This is a genomic window from Brevundimonas sp. (assembly GCF_046293315.1).
Taxonomy (GTDB): domain Bacteria; phylum Pseudomonadota; class Alphaproteobacteria; order Caulobacterales; family Caulobacteraceae; genus Brevundimonas.
Genome location: NZ_JBKBPF010000002.1, coordinates 256,350 through 273,660 on the forward strand (window position 1 = coordinate 256,350; position 17,311 = coordinate 273,660).

13 protein-coding genes are annotated in these 17,311 nt (G+C 65.4%); 7 read left to right on the plus strand and 6 right to left on the minus strand.

What is annotated here, in order from left to right; genetic code table 11:
• Window position 1 precedes the first annotated feature (1 nt).
• The 6 genes from ACK4SE_RS03000 to ACK4SE_RS03025 all read left to right on the plus strand — a co-directional run bounded on the left by ACK4SE_RS03000 (window position 2) and on the right by ACK4SE_RS03025 (window position 7,995).
• On the plus strand, window positions 2–1,255 hold the full coding sequence (locus tag ACK4SE_RS03000; protein ID WP_409688576.1) for a TetR family transcriptional regulator: 1,254 nt from the start codon (window positions 2–4) through the stop codon (window positions 1,253–1,255).
• A gap of 274 nt (window positions 1,256–1,529) precedes the next feature.
• Entirely contained in the window at window positions 1,530–3,743 is a 2,214-nt protein-coding gene (locus ACK4SE_RS03005; protein WP_409688579.1) for a TonB-dependent receptor, read from the plus strand.
• Between the two features lie 94 nt (window positions 3,744–3,837).
• On the plus strand, window positions 3,838–5,394 hold the full coding sequence (locus ACK4SE_RS03010) for an alkaline phosphatase D family protein (protein WP_409688582.1): 1,557 nt from the start codon (window positions 3,838–3,840) through the stop codon (window positions 5,392–5,394).
• A gap of 293 nt (window positions 5,395–5,687) precedes the next feature.
• Window positions 5,688–6,779, plus strand: a complete 1,092-nt coding sequence (locus ACK4SE_RS03015; RefSeq protein ID WP_409688585.1) for a zinc-dependent alcohol dehydrogenase — start codon at window positions 5,688–5,690, stop codon at window positions 6,777–6,779.
• Between the two features lie 16 nt (window positions 6,780–6,795).
• A complete protein-coding gene (locus ACK4SE_RS03020; protein ID WP_409688588.1) occupies window positions 6,796–7,311 on the plus strand; it encodes a hypothetical protein in 516 nt (171 codons plus the stop codon).
• 264 nt (window positions 7,312–7,575) lie between these two features.
• Window positions 7,576–7,995, plus strand: coding sequence for a hypothetical protein (locus tag ACK4SE_RS03025; protein ID WP_409688591.1), 420 nt, complete (start codon window positions 7,576–7,578; stop codon window positions 7,993–7,995).
• A 9-nt stretch (window positions 7,996–8,004) separates the two neighbouring features.
• Here the strand turns inward: ACK4SE_RS03025 and ACK4SE_RS03030 are convergent, their stop codons facing one another.
• The 6 genes from ACK4SE_RS03030 to ACK4SE_RS03055 all read right to left on the minus strand — a co-directional run bounded on the left by ACK4SE_RS03030 (window position 8,005) and on the right by ACK4SE_RS03055 (window position 14,969).
• Window positions 8,005–8,901, minus strand: coding sequence for a hypothetical protein (locus ACK4SE_RS03030; protein WP_409688594.1), 897 nt, complete (start codon window positions 8,899–8,901; stop codon window positions 8,005–8,007).
• 14 nt (window positions 8,902–8,915) lie between these two features.
• A complete protein-coding gene (locus ACK4SE_RS03035; RefSeq protein WP_409688596.1) occupies window positions 8,916–11,459 on the minus strand; it encodes a hypothetical protein in 2,544 nt (847 codons plus the stop codon).
• 26 nt (window positions 11,460–11,485) lie between these two features.
• On the minus strand, window positions 11,486–12,331 hold the full coding sequence (locus ACK4SE_RS03040; RefSeq protein ID WP_409688599.1) for a hypothetical protein: 846 nt from the start codon (window positions 12,329–12,331) through the stop codon (window positions 11,486–11,488).
• Window positions 12,332–12,457: 126 nt separating this feature from the next.
• The gene (locus ACK4SE_RS03045) at window positions 12,458–13,231 is read right to left on the minus strand and encodes a hypothetical protein (protein ID WP_409688602.1); all 774 of its coding nucleotides are present in this window, start codon (window positions 13,229–13,231) and stop codon (window positions 12,458–12,460) included.
• 249 nt (window positions 13,232–13,480) lie between these two features.
• Complete coding sequence (locus tag ACK4SE_RS03050; RefSeq protein WP_409688605.1) at window positions 13,481–14,056, minus strand: hypothetical protein; 576 nt, start codon at window positions 14,054–14,056, stop codon at window positions 13,481–13,483.
• 265 nt (window positions 14,057–14,321) lie between these two features.
• Window positions 14,322–14,969, minus strand: a complete 648-nt coding sequence (locus ACK4SE_RS03055; protein ID WP_409688608.1) for a helix-turn-helix transcriptional regulator — start codon at window positions 14,967–14,969, stop codon at window positions 14,322–14,324.
• Between the two features lie 633 nt (window positions 14,970–15,602).
• On the opposite strand from ACK4SE_RS03055, the gene ACK4SE_RS03060 reads away from it, so the two are divergent.
• The gene (locus tag ACK4SE_RS03060) at window positions 15,603–17,300 is read left to right on the plus strand and encodes a hypothetical protein (RefSeq protein ID WP_409688611.1); all 1,698 of its coding nucleotides are present in this window, start codon (window positions 15,603–15,605) and stop codon (window positions 17,298–17,300) included.
• Window positions 17,301–17,311 lie beyond the last annotated feature (11 nt).

Sequence of the window (17,311 nt, forward strand, 5' to 3'; positions counted from 1 at the left end):
CATGCTTCAGGGCAAGGGGCTCATGGGATCAAGCGACTCGCAACGCATCATCGATGCAGCAATCGAGGTGGTGGCCCTGCAGGGGTTCCGCAGATTGACCCTGCGCGACGTGGCGCAAGCCGTAGGCAAGAGCACGACCGTCATCGTCAATCTGTTCGGCAGCAAGTCCGGCCTGATTCTGGCGATCGGCGAGGCTGCGTTTGAACGGGACGCGCGCTTCCACGGTCAGTTCTTCGCGAGTGTCGCGGGTCTTGAAGCCAGCCGCGACAATCTCCTCACCATCATCATGCTTTACCTGCGTCGGCGAGCCGGAGAGGACGCCGGGTTCGTGCGGGTCTGGGAAGCGCTGTTGCTGGACGCTGAAGCGGAGGACGGGCGGCGGGAACTCATCGGCCGCTGGGAGGCGATGCGAGAGCGCACTTGGCGCGATTACCTCGCCGCTTCGGTCCACACGGCGGACCTCGCCCGGGTCCTCGCCCCCTGTCTGGTGATCGAGCAGTTCTACGCCGGCGCCCTTTCGGGACGGGCTGATTATGAGGTCGTCTGCGCCGAGGGGCTCGGGTCACTGATCGATCGTTCCCTCGGCCGGCCGGACGGATCGGCCAGCGCAACCTTCTGGTTCCGGGACAACCTCGTCATGCCCCGGGCGCCGGCCGAAGACCTCGAGGCGGACTCCATGCGGCTCAAATTGCTCGACATCGCGGCGGACCAGATCCTGACCGGCGGCGTCGCATCCGTGACCAATCGGTCGGTCAGCCTCGTCGCCGGCACCTCGACCTCGACGATCGCCTATCACTGGCCCGACATGCGCCATTTCGTCGTGGACGCGGTCTGGCACACCGTGTTCCGCGAGTTGCCGCAGTATCTCGCCGGCCGCCGTCCGGACGGTGCTCCGTCGGCGCCGACCATCGAGAGCTGGCAGCGGATCATGGCCCCCACGCTCTCGGTCAACCCCGACGGCGAAGGCTTCTACATCAAGTACGCCCGTCTTATCGCCAGCATCTGTCTGGAGGCCCGGCGAGACCCCGCGCTTCAGGACCTGGCAATGGTGCTGCGCGGGCCGGAGGGCGGCGGCACCTTCTACAACAGTTCTGGCGTCTGGCCGCCCTGTTTCAACCTCACACGACTGGCCGCCACGCGTTTCGCCCTGTGGATCAAGGGGCGCGGACTGATTGCCTCGGCGACAGGCATTCCGCTTTCGGGCGCGGATCTGAAGCACGCCGCAGGCCAACTCGTGGCCCAAACCCAGGCGTAGAACGACCGTTATCTCGCCCGATGGTGCGCTACGGGCCTTGGGATGACAGGAAGTCTTCTAACAACTGTCGCAAAAGTATTGCGCACGGGTCCTAGTAGCAGATTGCTGTCGAACAATTGTTTTTCTGGCGCGAAGAAAGCGGCACGGCCTCCTGTCCCCGGTGCTGGCGCCGCCTCGAAAAACCGCCGGATAGAGCGACTGTTCGACACCATCATCAACAGTTCGGCCCGCGCGGGAGGGGATGCCTGCGCGCGCCGTCCGCATGGATCGCGCAATGCACCGTCTGCTCATCAGCGCCTCGAGCGCCGCCCTGACCCTGGCCGTGGCGTTCCCCGCCGCCGCCCAATCGACGCCTGACGCGGGCGCCACGACCGTTCAGGAAGTCGTCGTCACCGCCCAGCGTCGCGCCCAGTCCCGCCAGGACGTCGGCATCGCGCTGAGCGTCATCGACGGCGACAACCTGGAAGAGAAGGGCGTCCAGGTCATCAACGACATCGAGAACCTGGTGCCGAACATGGAAGTCGACAGCCAATTCGGCAGTGGACAGCCCGCCTTCCGCATCCGCGGAATCGGCACGCGCGAATACTCCAGCAACAACGCCTCGACCGTCGGCATCTATGTGGACGAAGTCGCGCATCCCTATACGATCACCACCCAGGGCGCGATGTTCGACATCGCCCGCCTGGAGGTTCTGCGCGGACCGCAGGGCACGCTGTACGGCCGCAACACCACCGGCGGCGCCGTCAACATCATCACCAACGCCCCCACCGCCGACACCCGCGCCGGCTTCATGGCCGAGTACGGCTCGTATGACCGCTACAAGCTCGAGGGCTATGTCTCCGGCCAGATCGCGCCCAATCTGCTCGGCCGCCTGGCCGCCGTCACCGAACAGGGCGGCGCCTGGCAGTATCACCGGGATACGGGCGAGGAGCTGGGGGACGTGGACAAGACCGCGCTCCGCGGCCGCCTGACCTGGGCTGCCGCCGAAAACGTCACCGTCGACCTGGCGGGGACCTGGTCCATGGACCAGTCCGACGGCCTCGGCTTCCGCCTGCGCGGGCCCTACACGGTCTTCGACGGCAGCATCACCTATCCCACCGACACCGAGCGGCGGATCACCGGCTGGGAGCTGTCGCCGGAAATGTCGCTGGTTTCGGGCCGTGCGCTGGGGTCCAGGCCCGGCCGTGACAACACGGGTCTGGACCTCAGCGCCCGCATTGAGGCTGACCTGGGCTGGGCGGTGCTGAACACCGTCACCGCCTACCAGACCTTCGAGCGCTCGGAATACAACGACTGGGACGGCACACGCTTCAACGAGTCCGATGTCTACTTCTACAACGACATTGAAGCCTTCTCGCAGGAGGCCCGTCTGTCCTCCAACGACGGCGGCCGCCTGAACTGGATGGTCGGCGCCCACTATGCTGACGAAAGCATCGACGGCGGCTTCTACACCCAGTTCCGTGGCGCGAACCGGACCCTGATCAACACGCCCTACGAGCAGAGCGTGGAGGCGTTCGGCCTGTTCACCCACAACAGCTACGCCCTGACCGACCGTCTGAACCTGATCGCCGGCCTGCGCTATGAGTACGAAGAGCGCAGCCTGACCACCTCGGGCACCCGCCGCATCGACGTGCCGGAAGGCCCGGCGATCACCTATGACACCGACATGTCGGAAGTGACCGGGCGTCTGGGCCTCGAGTACGCCCTGAACGACAACGCCCTGCTCTACGCCAGCGTGGCCCGCGGCGTGAAGTCCGGCGGCTTCACCACCTACAACGCCACCTCGGCCACCCCGTTCAGGCCCGAGATCGTGATCGCCTACGAAACGGGCATCAATGCGGACCTGTTCAGCAACACCCTGCGTCTGAACGGGGCCCTGTTCTTCTACGACTATACCGACCAGCAGATTCAGGGCCTTGAGTACGACCGCGAGGCCGGCCGCCTGGGCAAGATCACCAATGTGCCCAAGTCGGAAATCTACGGCGGTGAAATCGAGCTGGTGTGGACCCCGATCCGGGGCCTGACCATCAGCCAGAACTATGGCTACAAGACCGGCGAATACACCGAGTACTTCGCCATCGACGGCGCGGCGACCGATGCGGCGAACCCGCCGAACGGTCCGTGGGACAACATCATCACCAACGACCGTTCCGGAGAGCCCCTGCAGTTCCCCGAGTTCAACTACGGCGGTTCGGTTTCCTACGACTGGTTCATGGCCGGCTGGGGCCTGCGCGCCGAGACCAACTACAACCAGCGTGACGCCGTCTACAATGCGGCCTCCAGCTCGGTGCTGTCCGGCTACTGGTTGTGGAACGCGAGCGTGAGCGCCGGTCCGGAGGACGCCAACTGGCGGCTTGGCCTGTGGGGCCGCAACATCTTCGACAAGGAATACGAAGAAACCCGCAACGGCTTCAACGGCTCGGCCCGTCCGACGTCCTCGCCGAACCAGGGCCGCACCGTCGGCGTCCGTTTGACGGTGGACTTCTAGGCGCCTGAGAAAAGGCCGGGCCGGCGCGAGCCGGTCCGGCCATCTTTTCTTTCGACAGCTCCGGAAAGCCCCGTCCATGCTTGAAACACCGTCCATGAACCGTCGCCATCTGATCGGCGGCCTGGTCGCCGCGCCGCTGGTGCTGCGTTTCAGTCAGGCGCGGGCCGACGGCGCCTATGTCTTCCCCCTGGGGGTGGCCAGCGGCGATCCGGCGCCCGACGGCTTCGTCCTGTGGACCCGGCTCGCCATCGATCCCGTGGCGCCGGACGGTCTGGGCGGCATGGGCGGCCCGGCGGCGGTCCGGTGGGAAGTGGCTGCGGACGAGGCGTTCCGACGCATCGTCGCCGCCGGCGACGTCGCTGCAGACAGGACGAGCGCCCACAGCGTCCACGTGGAGATCGAGGGCCTGACGCCCGACCGACCGTACTGGTATCGTTTCACCAGCCTGGGCCAGCAGAGCCCGGTCGGCCGCGCCCGCACCGCGCCGGCGCCGGACGCCGACATCGACCGGCTGCGTCTGGCGGTCGCCTCATGCTCGAATTGGGAGTCCGGCTATTTCAGCGCCTATGGCCACATGGCCGACGAGGCGCCGGACCTGACCCTGTTCCTGGGCGACTACATCTACGAATACACCCGCACCGCAGCCCAGTCGGCCAATGTGGTGCGGCCCTACGGTCTGGAAGAGGCCACCACACTCGCGGGCTATCGCAACCGCTACGCCCTGCACCGCACCGACGCCGATCTGCAGCGCCTGCACGCGGCCGCGCCCTGTCTGGCGGTGTGGGACGACCACGAAGTCCACGACGACTATTCCGGCGTCTGGTCCAAGACGCCCGGCGTTACGCCTAACGACTTCCTGCGTCGCCGCGCAGCCGGCTATCAGGCCTTCTACGAAGCCATGCCCATCCGCCGCACGCGCCTGGACGCCCGGCTGCAGATGCCGATCCACCGCAGCGTCCGCTACGGTCGGCTGGCGCAGTTCTTCATGCTGGACGGGCGCCAGTATCGCTCAAGGCAAGCCTGCAGCGACGGGCCCAACGGCGGCAAGGGCCAGGTGATCACCGACGCCGCCTGTCTGGACCGGCTGGATCCCGCCCGCACCTTCCTGGGCTTCGAGCAGGAGCGCTGGCTGTACGAGGGCCTGGCGCGGTCCGACGCGCGCTGGAACATCCTGGGCCAGAATCTGGTCATGGCGGGCCTGCGGTTCGGCAACGGCGATGCGGAGACCCGCTACTGGACCGACACCTGGGACGGTTTCCCCGTGGCGCGCGACCGGATGACCGAGGCGCTGGTGACCCTGCGGCCCCGCAACCCGGTGGTGCTCAGCGGCGATTATCACTCGTTCTGGACCAATGACGTGAAGCGCGTCAGCGCCGACCCGTCGTCCCAGACCGTGGCCACCGAATTCGTCGGCACCTCCATCTCGTCCTCGGGCCCGCCCCATGAGGCGCTGATGGCCCAGATGCCCGAGAATCCGCAGATCAAATTCTTCGACAGCCGGGTGCGCGGCTATGTCTCCATCGATGTGGAGCGTGACCGGATGAGCACCCGCTACCGGACCATCTCGGATGTCCGCGACCCCCGCGCCACGGTCTCGACCCTGAACAGCTGGGTGGTCGAGGACGGCCGCCCCGGCGCCGTCGCGGCCTGATCCTTCCTCGCGTGTTTCCTTCGACTGGAAGGCGGCCGACCTGGTCGCCACGTTCGCGTCGGCAAGGACTCTCACGCTGTTTGACTGAGCGGCCTGTCAGCGGGCCGCAAGGCTGGACATCCTGTTGCGGCGACATCCGCCCGCAACGCCTCCGATGATCCGGGCTGATCAAAACCCGACATGCTGGAACGATGCTGCGCCCGCAGGGTTGGCAGTCACCCACCCTACGGGAGACCCCAATGCTTGCGATGGACTACCGAGGCCCCCGGCGGGTCCGAATTCAGGAAAAGCCGATGCCGACGATTCAGCATCCACGCGACGCCGTCGTGCGGGTGACGCGCTCATGCATCTGCGGCTCGGACCTGCATCTCTATCACGGGATGGTGCCGGACACGCGGGTCGGCACGACCTTTGGCCATGAATTCTGCGGCGTGGTCGAGGAGGTCGGCGGGGACGTCGCCAATCTGAAGAGAGGCGACCGTGTGCTGGTGCCCTTCAACATCGCCTGCGGCCAGTGTCACTTCTGCAAGCAGGGCCTGTTCGGCAACTGCCATGAGTCCAACGCCCAGGCCACGGCGGTGGGCGGCATCTTCGGCTATTCCCATACGGCCGGCGGCTACGACGGCGGCCAGGCGGAGTTTGTGCGTGTCCCCTACGCGGACTTCGGCCCGACGTTGATACCGGACTGGATGGATCCGGACGACGCGGTCCTCCTGACCGATGTGGTCCCCACCGGCTACCAGGCGGCGGAGATGGGCGGAATCCAGCCGGGCGACACGGTCGTGGTGTTCGGGGCCGGCCCCATCGGTCTGCTGGCGGCCCGTTGCGCCTGGCTGTTCGGAGCCGGACGGGTGATCGTGATCGACCACCATGAATACCGCCTCGACTTCGCCCGAACCTACTGCCCCGCCGAGGTTTACGACTTTCGCGAGATCGGGGATCCCGTGGTCTTCATCAAGAAGACCACCGAGCTCGGGGCGGACGTCTGCATCGATGCCGTCGGCGCCGACGCCTCGGGAAATGCCTGGCACACCCTGTTCGGCAAGAAGCTGAAGCTGGAAGCGGGCAGCGCCGTGCCGCTTCACTGGGCGATCAATTCCGTCAAGAAGGGCGGCGTGGTGTCGATCGTCGGAGTCTACGGGCCCACGGGCAACATGGTCCCGATCGGCAATGTCGTGAACAAGGGCATCACGATCCGCGCCAACCAGGCGTCGGTCAAGCGTCTGCTGCCCCGTTTGATCGAGCATGTGCAGGCGGGCCGCATCGATCCCAAGGCGATCATCACCCACCGCGTCCCGCTGGAGGACGTGGCGGAAGCCTATCACCTGTTCTCGTCCAAGCTGGACGGCTGCATCAAGCCCGTCCTCATTCCCAATGCGGCGTGAGAGCAAGGAGCATTCCATGACCCAGTCCGACCGCGCCCTGGCCGCTGCCGACAAATCTACCACCCGCATAGACCCGAACACGGTCCCGGGCTGGGGCGTCGACGCCGATCCCGAGAACGATCCAACCTGGCCCATGCGCGACCGGTCCGGGGACGATGACAGGGGAATGAACTGGGTCCGGCCGCCGCTGCAGGATGTTGATATGGAGATCCTGCGATCCGTCGAGCACCCTCGCCTTACGGCGGTGGTCGGCACCTCGGCGCCCCCGCAAGGGCTCAGCGGCGCCATCCGTCGCACAGCCTTCCGGTTCAGCGAAAGTCAGTGGGGTCACTGGCTCCTGCTCCTGTTGGCGGATCGCGTGAACAGCGGCGAAGGACTGCTTCAGGATCTCCGTCGCGGACGCCTTCCAAACCCGCTGGTTGAGATGGGTCTGGTGAAACGGGCCCATGCCCGTGAGGCCGGCATCGCCACCGCCGCGGCGGTCAGCGTCAGCGTGCTCGCGATGATCCTTCTGGTGCGCCGCAGGCGTTAGCAAGGCCTGGACGTCAGTAGCCAGATATGGCCAGGAAGCCGGGCGGCCCCCGACGCAAGCTCTGGCGGAAGCGCCGGCAGACCGCCATGACCGCGCCAAACCCGCTGTCTGAAGCGTCGCTGGCCCTCAGGGCAGAAAGACACCTCCAAGGTTGACGGTTGCCTTCAGGAACGGCGTCTCGTTCACCACCCGCTAAGCCTACCTCCTCGCGTCATATTAAGCCTTCACGGCTAGCGTCATGTCGAACAGGAGATCAGGTTCGCCATGACCCGCTCGCTCAGCATTGTCGCCGCTCTCGCCCTGGTCGGGAGCTGTTTCGCCGTGACCGGCGCCGCCGCATCGGACAGCCAGTCCGGCACCACCTATCGCCTGACCGCGCGGGTGCCGGTGGCATGCTGGGTCCGCCCAAGCGGAGCGTTGCTCGCGAGCCCCGGCGTGTCAGGCTCGGTCGTCGAGGCCTGCAATGCGCCGGGCGGCTTCACGGTTTCAGCACAATACCGGGCTCTGGGAGAGAGCGAGACCGCCAGCCTGCGCTATGCGGGCCGCGTCATCCAGCTGTCCAGAAGCGGCGAACAAATCCTTCGTCGCTCGAACCTGGCCACCATCAGGACCGTCGACTACCAGTTCGACGATGTGGAGCTGACCGCGCCCCTGATCCTGTCCCTCACCATCCAGCCGATCTGACCGCCCCGGCTACAGGGCCGCGACCGTGAAGGTGATCACATCGGTGTACTCGCCGGCACGCCGTCCCGCGACGTCACCGATCCGCACGCTCAACGGATAGTCGTCGGCCCGGGCGCGCCGCGAAACGACCTCGAAGCCATCCGGCGACGCCAGATCCATACGGTGGCCGCCGACTTCAAGCTCGTAATCGACGTACCAGTCGGTCGCGCCCATCCGGAGTCGGCCCCCGTTTGCCGATCCGACGGACACGCGATAACCGCCCGTGCTCAGGACATAAAGGGCCGCAGACAAGGGCTTGGGGCCCGGCGTGAGTTCACCCAGGTCGATCCGCGCGACGCCGTTGCTGCGCTGAAACTCACCCTTCAGTCCCAGGACCGCCGCGGGAACCACGTCCAGCGCGAGCGTCAACGGGCGTTCGCCGACGATGACCCCTGATCCGTCCTCCAGCGCAATGCGCGCGTTCTGGACATGGAGTCCCTGGGCAGGCACCTCGCCGGGGGCGGTCACGAAGGTGAAACGCAGCAAGCTGCGCTCTCCCGGTTCGAGAGCCACCGGCTGGGCGTTGATCCGCCGCGCGTTGAGGCCCGCCCGGGGCGTCAGGTCCGCGCCGTCCCGCTCATCGATCAAGGCGTAGGGAATGCGGCCGGGCGCTCCCGCCATGCGAAGGCCGTACTCTTCGCCCGAAAGATCCACCCTGATCGTGCCGGAGCAGCGCACGTCGCCCTGGTTCACCACCGCAACGTCAAACTGGTTCTGGGTCGCGTCCTGGGCGAAGGGATCGTAGCGGATCGTCCAGCTGTCCTGCGACGGCTGCAAGGACAGGCTGCACGCCTGACCGGCGCCGGCCGTCGCCAGGCAAAGGAAGATGCCGGCGGCGCCGACGGCGAGATTCGCTCTGAAGGACATGGTGAACCTCTTGCTTATTCGACGACGTCGATGGGAACCCGGACGATCTGCAAGTCCAGCAGGCCGTCAGAATCAGACGGAACCGTAAACTCGAATCCCTGTCGAGGCGTGGTGAACAGTTCGACCCTGTAGCGCCTGCCGGGCTCGAGCGACTGGGCGGCGAAGCGTCCCACCGAATTAGTGAAGAACAGCTGGGGATCGGCATCCGGATCGTCGACCGGGATCAGATGCCCGCTGATCAGCGCCAGTGGCCTGTCGCCGTTGCCGACGAGCCGACCCAGCGCGCTGACATAGGCATTGCTCCCTACCTCGATGGCATATCCGCTCTTGTAGGCGGGATGAACGCGCAGGATGCCCTCACCGATGTCATAGCCGCGCGGCGCGTTGATGGCGTCATAGCGAACGGACTGGTTCACATAGGAGGTCAGAATGTTGGAAAGCGCGGGGCCGAAGGCGCCACTCCGGGCCGTGTAGCGTCCGCCTTCCAGGCTCTCGCCGACGATGACGTCGTGCTCCCTCAGGCTCTCATGCGGGTACACAATGGCGAAGCTGTCATAGATGTTGCGCCCGATCGCCACCTTCCCGCCTGTCGTGGCGATGGAGGCGCCGACGCGCAGGCTCGTCACCTGCTCCTCGGTGATGTTCGAGAAGTCGCTGCCAAAGGCGATGTGGCTGAGGGTCGCGTCGAACCGGTTTGAGCTGTAGTCCACCTGTCCCGAGACAGATCCTGATCCATCGTCGTAGGTGGAGGCGAGCGAATAGCCGAAGGAGTCGACGCGGTTCGCCCCCGAACGCTGGAACCGCACGCTGCCGGAATCCCGCGCGGAGTTATAGCGCGCCTCGCCCCGGTCGCGGAAATTGGGCGTCCAGATCAGGGCGACGGTCGCGCCGAAGCCGGCGTCGCTCGACCCGAACGGACCTGATCTAATGCCGAAGTCAGCGTACTCGACCCCCATCTGGACACTCCAGTCCGGGGTCACGCGATAGGTGCTGGAGGCGTTGATCGTGTAGGCGTCGTCACGCGACCCGTCCCGGCTCATGCGGTAGCTGGCGGACAGGTTGCCGATCCAGTCCGGGGAGAAACGGCGGGAGTATCCGGCGCTGAAGGACCAGGATGTGGGGTTATCGCCGAAGCGGTTGCCCAGGTTGGCGAAATCGTCCGAAACAAAATCCGCCACGAAGTTCAACGCGTCAGCCGAGTCGCCCCTGTCCAGCAGGAAGTCATAGCCCAGCGCCAGTGCATAGCCCTGCCCGGCGTCCTCACTGGTGCTCAGGGACGCATCCATCTGAATCCGGGAGCCGTTTCGCAGGATCAGCTGTCCCTGCCCGGTCAAGGTCTGCACGCGTTCCGAAGCCTGCAGCCCGAGACCGACCGAAGGGCGATCCCTGAAGGCCTTTCGATAGAACCCGGTGAAGGCCAGCTCGCCGTCAGCATAGTCAGGCTCGCCGAAAATTCCTTCGCTCGTGAGACCGAAGTAGGCCCCGTACTCGTAGTCGCCGGGTTCGAGATCGATGCTGTCCAGATAGGCGCTGTAGGAGACGCTGTCGCGGCGACCCGACTCCCCCTGGATGTCGATCTCGATATTGTTGCCGCCCGCATCCAGAGGCAGGTTGCTGACGTCGTATTGGCCCGGATCCAACCGGAATTCCCGTACGAAGACGCCGTTGCGCGACACGCGAACCACTGACGATTCCTGCAGGATCAACTGGCGCGATCCCGAGAGGACGTTGTTGCGGAAGGATTCAAACCGCCGTCTCTGGCGACTGACGCCCAGCCCGCCGAGGTCGGCGAACCCCTGCCGCCCCCGGACCTCGGGATCGAGATCGCCCAGCGTCCAGCGTCGGAAGGCTTCGGGCTGGTCATAGACAAGGCGGGCGTAGCGGCGCTCGAACGAGTAAGTGTCGGTGAAGCGGTCTTCCCGTCCCTGGACATCGGCTTCCAGGACGACACCAGCAACGCGGATCGCACCGTTCAGAAAGAGGCTCGGCCGGTCGACCTCGCCGGTCGACACGCGCCGGCTGACGGCCATGTTGGCGTTCAGATAGGCGCTGAAATTCTCCGGCCCCTGCTCCGGCGTCTCGGGTTCGCCGCCGCGAAAGAGGAACTCGGGCGTGCGTTTGCTTGGATCAATGCGCAGAACGAGCACGGCCAGCTGCTCGGGATCGTAGTCGAGCTGTATGCCCGCCGCATTGATCTCCTCCGGCGCGAACTGCGGCACCCCTTCAAGCGCCGCCCTCAATTCGGCGTTCGCCTGTTCCGTCAACAGCGGACTGATCAGGCTGACGAAGCCGGCGCTGTTCACGATGAAGCGGTCGTCCGCAGTGAGAAGCACCGGCATTTCACCCAGAACCCGCCGATTGAACTGAAGCGGCACCGTCATGGCGATGTCGCGGTCATAGGGGTTGATGTTGGGCCGCGCCGGAGTTTCCTGAGATCCAGCTGTGGGCTCCGGGGGCTCCGAAAGAGCCGCCGGATGGGCTATCCCGTGACCGGCCTCGGCTCCCGCGGCCGCCCAGTTGAGAGGCGCAGCGAGAGCCATGATCGGAGCAAGCGTCACGCCTGCCAGAGCTCTCTCCCACCGCTTCATCGCGCGAACCGCACGGTGACCGGCCGGGCCGGGTCAAGCGCTTCCCCTGTGGGGAGCTGGAACGTGCGGCGGCCTCCAGCGGGGGCGAGATAGCCGACCCCCACAGTCTCGGCGACCTCCTGACCGCTCAGGGTCAGGTTGAAGGGCTCGCCGCCCAGGGTGGTGCCCTCGATGATCCAGGTCGCGCCGCTCATCAGGGCATAGCGCCGGCCGGTGTTGGTCACGCTGATTTCCACGCCCGGCTGCGAGGGCGGCGGCGCGATCATTTCACCATTGGTCAGCGACGGATCGACTTCCGGCGCAGGCGGCGTGACCATGGCCGGCGTGACGGAGACGATCTGAACATTGGGCTGGGCGCCGTCGGGCGCGACCACGATCAGCGCCTTCATCGTGTAAAGCACCGATACGGTGACCGCTCCGCCGGCTTCCGACTGGACAGGCTCGGTGGCCACAGGCAGCTGGCGAACCCACAGATAGTAGGCGTGTGACACCTCAAGGTCGGGTTCACCGACCCATTGGACCCGCACGACCTGGCGCCCGCCGACTGGAACCAACCCTTGCGGGGGGAACACAAGGAACTCCTCGTCAGCCGGAGTCTCGACCAGTTCACCATTCTCGTCGAACTCGACCCGGGTGATCAGGGTCTCGAACGGCAGGGCGGCCGAGCCGATGTTGCCGACCTCGATGCGCGTGGTCGATCCTGCGCCTGTGGTGGTCAGTTCTGACACCATGGGCGCGACACGCATGGCCCAGGCCGCGGACAGGACCGACATGCCCATCACCAGAGTCACGGCGAACGCCAACCCTTTCCAGGTCGACTGAAACTGGCCCCGTCGAAACATGCTGCGTCTCCGAATCCGCTGCTGCGGCTCTGTGATGGTGGTTATTGAGAGAGCCAGAGGCTCCGGCCCGGAACGAGAAACAGGAGGGACTGCGCCCTCCTGCTCCCCGAACCAGGCTGTGGTTGCCTACAGGCCGGCGGAGATGGTCACGCCGAAGGTGCCCGCATAGGTGCCGGCGAGCAGCGCCCGGGCGGGGGTGGGGACGACGATGTCGAGGGACATGGCCGACTTCCAGGCGCCGTGCTGGCGCGAGGCCTGGTCGGCGTTCTCGGCGACGGTCAGGGTCTGGGCGGAGCCGGCGGCGGGCGCGCCCGTGCCCGAGGCGGTGTAGCTGGCCGCGATGGAGTACGGCAGGTTCGCCTGGAAGACGTCCGTGTCGTAGCCCGAGCCGCTGTTGTTCACCATGCCGCGCACGTCGGTCTTCTGGATGCGCACGGTGTTGGCGGTGTTGCAGCCGGCCAGGTTGGTGTCGATGCTCAGCACGGCCGGGGCGACCATGGTGAAGGCGGCGGCCGGGCCGGTGTTGTCCGAGGCGTAGATGCCGATCTGGCCGAAATCGAGCGTCTCGGTGTTGTTGTTGCCCGAGTAGTAGGCGCAGTCGGTGGACACCGAACCGGTCAGGGTGAAGGTGGCGCCGTCCGAGGTCTCGGCCGTGCCGATGTTGTCAACGGCGTTGCCGACAGCGTGCCACGAGGACACCGACGAGCCGTCGTTCTGGGCGTTGGCCAGGTTCGCATTGGCCGGGATGTTCAGCACGGGGCCCAGGAAGCCGCCGTTGTTGCCGTACATGGTCGCGGATCCGGTCAGCGACGACTGGCCCTGATGAATGTCCTGGGCCGAGACGGCCCCGGCGGTGAGCGCGACGGCGGCGACGCCGGCGAGAAGTGAAGCGATTTTCATGATGATCTCCGTAGAAAGGTTGTGATTAGGCGTGTCGAACGAATGGAATTCTCCCCCCGATCTTATCGCCCTTAAGAGCTTATTGTGGAATAGAGTCAAGAACAAAGAACCCTAATATCTCAATTGAGCCTGAGATTTACTTGATCAACTAACTAAATTACACGGCCAAATTAGCATTAATCGCCACAACTGACTTTATTTGTCTAATTTTACTCCATACCGTCAGATGGTGGATTATTTCGTCCGCCCTCAAAGACGGGAAGCAACAGTTATGGTCAGGGTCTCCGAGTAGCGGCCCGCCAGCAGTCCCGCCCCCAGCGGTGTTCCTGTGCGAATCTCTATTTGCGCGTGCCCCGCAGCGATGGCTTCGCCGCTTCCGAGCGTCTTGCGCGACATGAGCGACCGGCTCTCATACCGTCCGTGCAGCGTCGATCGGCGAGGGCCGATCACCGGCACACTGACGTCCAGGGTGTAGTCCAGCGTGCCGGAATAGGGGCCCTCCCCGGCAGGCAGCGCCGTATGGGCAAGCCCCCCCCGGGCGGACTGGAAGCTCAGGTCGAAGGGCACGTTGCAATCCAGGGCCACCCGCGCCCGAGCGGTCTGGTTGCCGACCAACTCACCGAAGTCGATATCGCCTCCGCCGGCCAGGTCGCAGCGCGCGCTGATGCTTCCCGCGAGGATGACGTCCACCCGCGAAAAGGATGAAACTCCGGGCGCGACGGGCTCGGCGGCGACAGCGCCAGCGGCGCACGCCATGACACCCAGACTGCCGGCACAGGCAATCAAACGCCCCAACCGGCGGCCAGAATTAGCCTGCAATTGCATGTTGTCCGCCGCCCTCAAGACCGGGTTTTCCGGCAGCGGCTCAAGTGGCCGCGCCCCCCGCAAAGTTAAAAGCTTAACGCTTTCTTAACGGGAACTTAGTTGTCCGCAGAAACGTGGGCGTCCCCAGTTTTGGGTAGCCGCGTTATATTCAACTGTCAGGGGAATCAGCAGGGTTAAATTGCCGTTCCAGGGGCGAACATGAGCCCCTTTCTCGTTGAAAATAATCAGCAATTTAAAATGACTGGCGCAGGAAAGCGCCTGAAGGTCACCCGATCCGGAACGAGGCGACCGCTGCGAAGAGCTGCTCTCGGCTGCTCACGCCCAGCTTGTTGTAGATGCGTCGGATGTGGGTTCTTACCGTCTCGATCGACAGTCCAAGCTGCTCGGCCACCGCAGCGGGCGTCTGGCCGTCGACAAGTCTCTTGACGATCGCGGCTTCAGATCGCGTGAGGTCGAAGTACGGGGCGAAGTCGGCCCATACGTATCGCTCGGCCGGGCTTGCGGGCTGGAAAGTGAGCGCGACGGCATTGCCGCCCGTTACGCCAGGGCATTGGCGCAGCCACTCGACATGGATGATCACAATGCTCCCGCAAACCCGTCGATAGGACCATCCTGCAGCTTCGAGACTTTCATTCGCGAGAAATGTCCGCAGGCAGCCGGTGCGCCCCTTGTCCGAAAAGCCGAACTGCCCTCCGACAGTCTGTATATCGTGATCAGCCTTGACGAGCATATCGCCTGCCAGGTTCAGGTCCAGAAGCTTCAACTCCGGCGTGACGATGAACAATGCATGAGCGCGGCGCACGCTCCAGTTAAGAAGCGGCCGCTCTAATTCGTCCTGCCAATTTCGTAAATCTGGCTCAGGAGAGCCAGTTAAGGACAATCTACTGATTTCACTCGCAGGCGATACATACATCACTAGGATTGAACTTCTGATTATAGTTAATTCAATCTAGCTGTGCAGTGCACCTCGGAAATCCCCATTTTTGGGTAGTCGCTGAGCGATTCTCGCGCAGTCCGCGAACTTGTGCGCGGGAACAACCCGGCACGGAGGCGAGTCGTCACTGATGGCGGCCGGCGCCATCGCCACCTTCGCTGCGCGATCACCATCAGCGCAGTCGCCCTCGACAGCGAGGTCCTCGTCGTCAGGGCGCTGTGTCTCCTGCCCCGGCCCGCCATGATCGGATCGCGCAATGATGTGGAGACGACCATACTGGATACCTTTATTCGCGCCGAGGATATCCGGGCGGTGCGAGGCCGTCTCCTGACAGCCGTCTCAACTTTCATGCAGAGCGTTGCAAGTTGCAGGCGGCCCGAGCTGACCTTGTCGCCTGGGGCCAGAACCCGTCATCTCAGAAGCGCAAAAACACGACGATCAACCAGAAGCGCCTGACGCAGGAACGTCCATGGTCACGCTTGAGCCGAGGCGGATGTCACAGCCGATCGGCATAAAATAGCCGCCATAGCGCCCATTCGCTGCAAAGATCGCATGAACCTCCCCGATCGCCTTTAGTATCCTCTGGGATCAAATCTGTTTGGGATAGGGCTCATGCCGCGCCTTCAACACCTCCTTCTTCTTTGCGTTCTCCTCATCGCTCCGGCGGCGTGGGCGGATGAGTCGCCGCCTCTGTCCGTCACCCTGACGCCCCGCCCCGCGGCGGACGGCGGGGTGGATCGGCTGGAGGTGCAACTGCAATTCTCCGCTCCGGAAATCGACGCTGCCGACGCCCTTCTGCGCATGCCGGTGACGCTCGTATCGACACCCACTGCGGCCTACGAAGCTGACGAAATCGAGGTTCGCGACGCGCGCGGTCGGCTGACCCTTGCCGCCGAAGATGCGGAGCCGACGCCAGAGGGGGTCTACCGCCATTATCTGGCCGACCGGGCGACGGAAGGCGAAGTGACCGTCACCTACGCCGTTACCCCGCGAGCGGTGTCGTCGGAAACCCGCAACGGGCCTCTGTTCGATCTGCGCGCCCAGGACGGCGGGCTGATGGGCGCCGGGGTCTATTTTTTCGCCTTGCCCGTGGTCGAGACCCCCTACCGGATCAGCCTGAACTGGGACCTGTCCGCCCTGCCCGAGGGCGCGCGCGGGGTGTGGAGTTTCGGCGAGGGCGAGCGCTCCGTCACCGCGCCGGCCAGCACCCTGGCCTTCTCGTTCTACGCCGTGGGCGCGGTGGCCAGCGAGCCTGAGGCCGGGGCCGACGACTTCGCCCTCTACTGGCTGTCTCACCCGCCCTTCGACATCGAAGATGTGGCCGCCGGGACGCGCGCGCTCTACACCTATATGTCGGAGTTCTTCGACGATCCCGGAGCGCCCTACCGGGTGTTCATTCGCGAGAACCCCTATCCGGCGGGTGGCGGCACCGCCCTGGCCCAGTCCTTCATGTTCGGCTACGGCGCGGGCGGCGAGACCACCAGCGACGGGCTGCAGATGCTGCTGGCCCACGAGATGGCCCACAATTGGCCCCGCCTGAACGGCGGCGATCCTCACGCCCTGACCGCGTGGTACACAGAGGGGACTGCGGAGTTCTATTCCTCGCTTCTGGCGCTTCGGGCCGGGCTTCTGGACTCCGGGGAGTTCCTCGACATCATCAACCGCCGCGCCGACGCCTACTACGCCAACCCCCACATCCGCCTGTCGAACGAGCAGGCCGGCCAGATTTTCTGGAGCGACTCCCGGGCGCAACGCATCCCCTATGGCCGCGGCTTCATCTATCTCGCCAATGTCGACGCCCAGGTCCGCGCCGCCTCCGACGGGGCGCGGTCGCTGGACGATCTGGTCGTGACCGTTCTGGCGCGTCAGAAGGCGGGCGAGACGGTCGGCCTTTCGGACTGGGTGGCGCTGCTGCAGGCCGAGATCGGCGACGAGGCGCAGGCCGGCTTTGACGGCATGATCGCGGGGCAGGCCCTGGCCCCGCACCCGGACTCCTTCGGCCCCTGCCTGAGGCCGGTGCAGGTGTCGCATCGTCCGTTCCAGCTGGGCTTCGACGAGATGCGGCTGGGCGTGGTGGCCGATCTGCTGCCCGAGTCCGCCGCCGCCCGCGCCGGGCTTGCGGAGGGGGACGAAATCCTGTCGATCACGCCGGTGCGCGAGGCGCAGGGCGATGAGGACCGCATGATGGAGATGACCATCCGCCGCGACGGCGCCACCTATGGCGTCAGCTACCTGCCCCGCGGCGAGCCCGTCAGCGGCTGGCGGTGGGAACGGGTCGACGGCGCGCCGGACAGCGCCTGCGCCCTGTGACGGATTCGGGT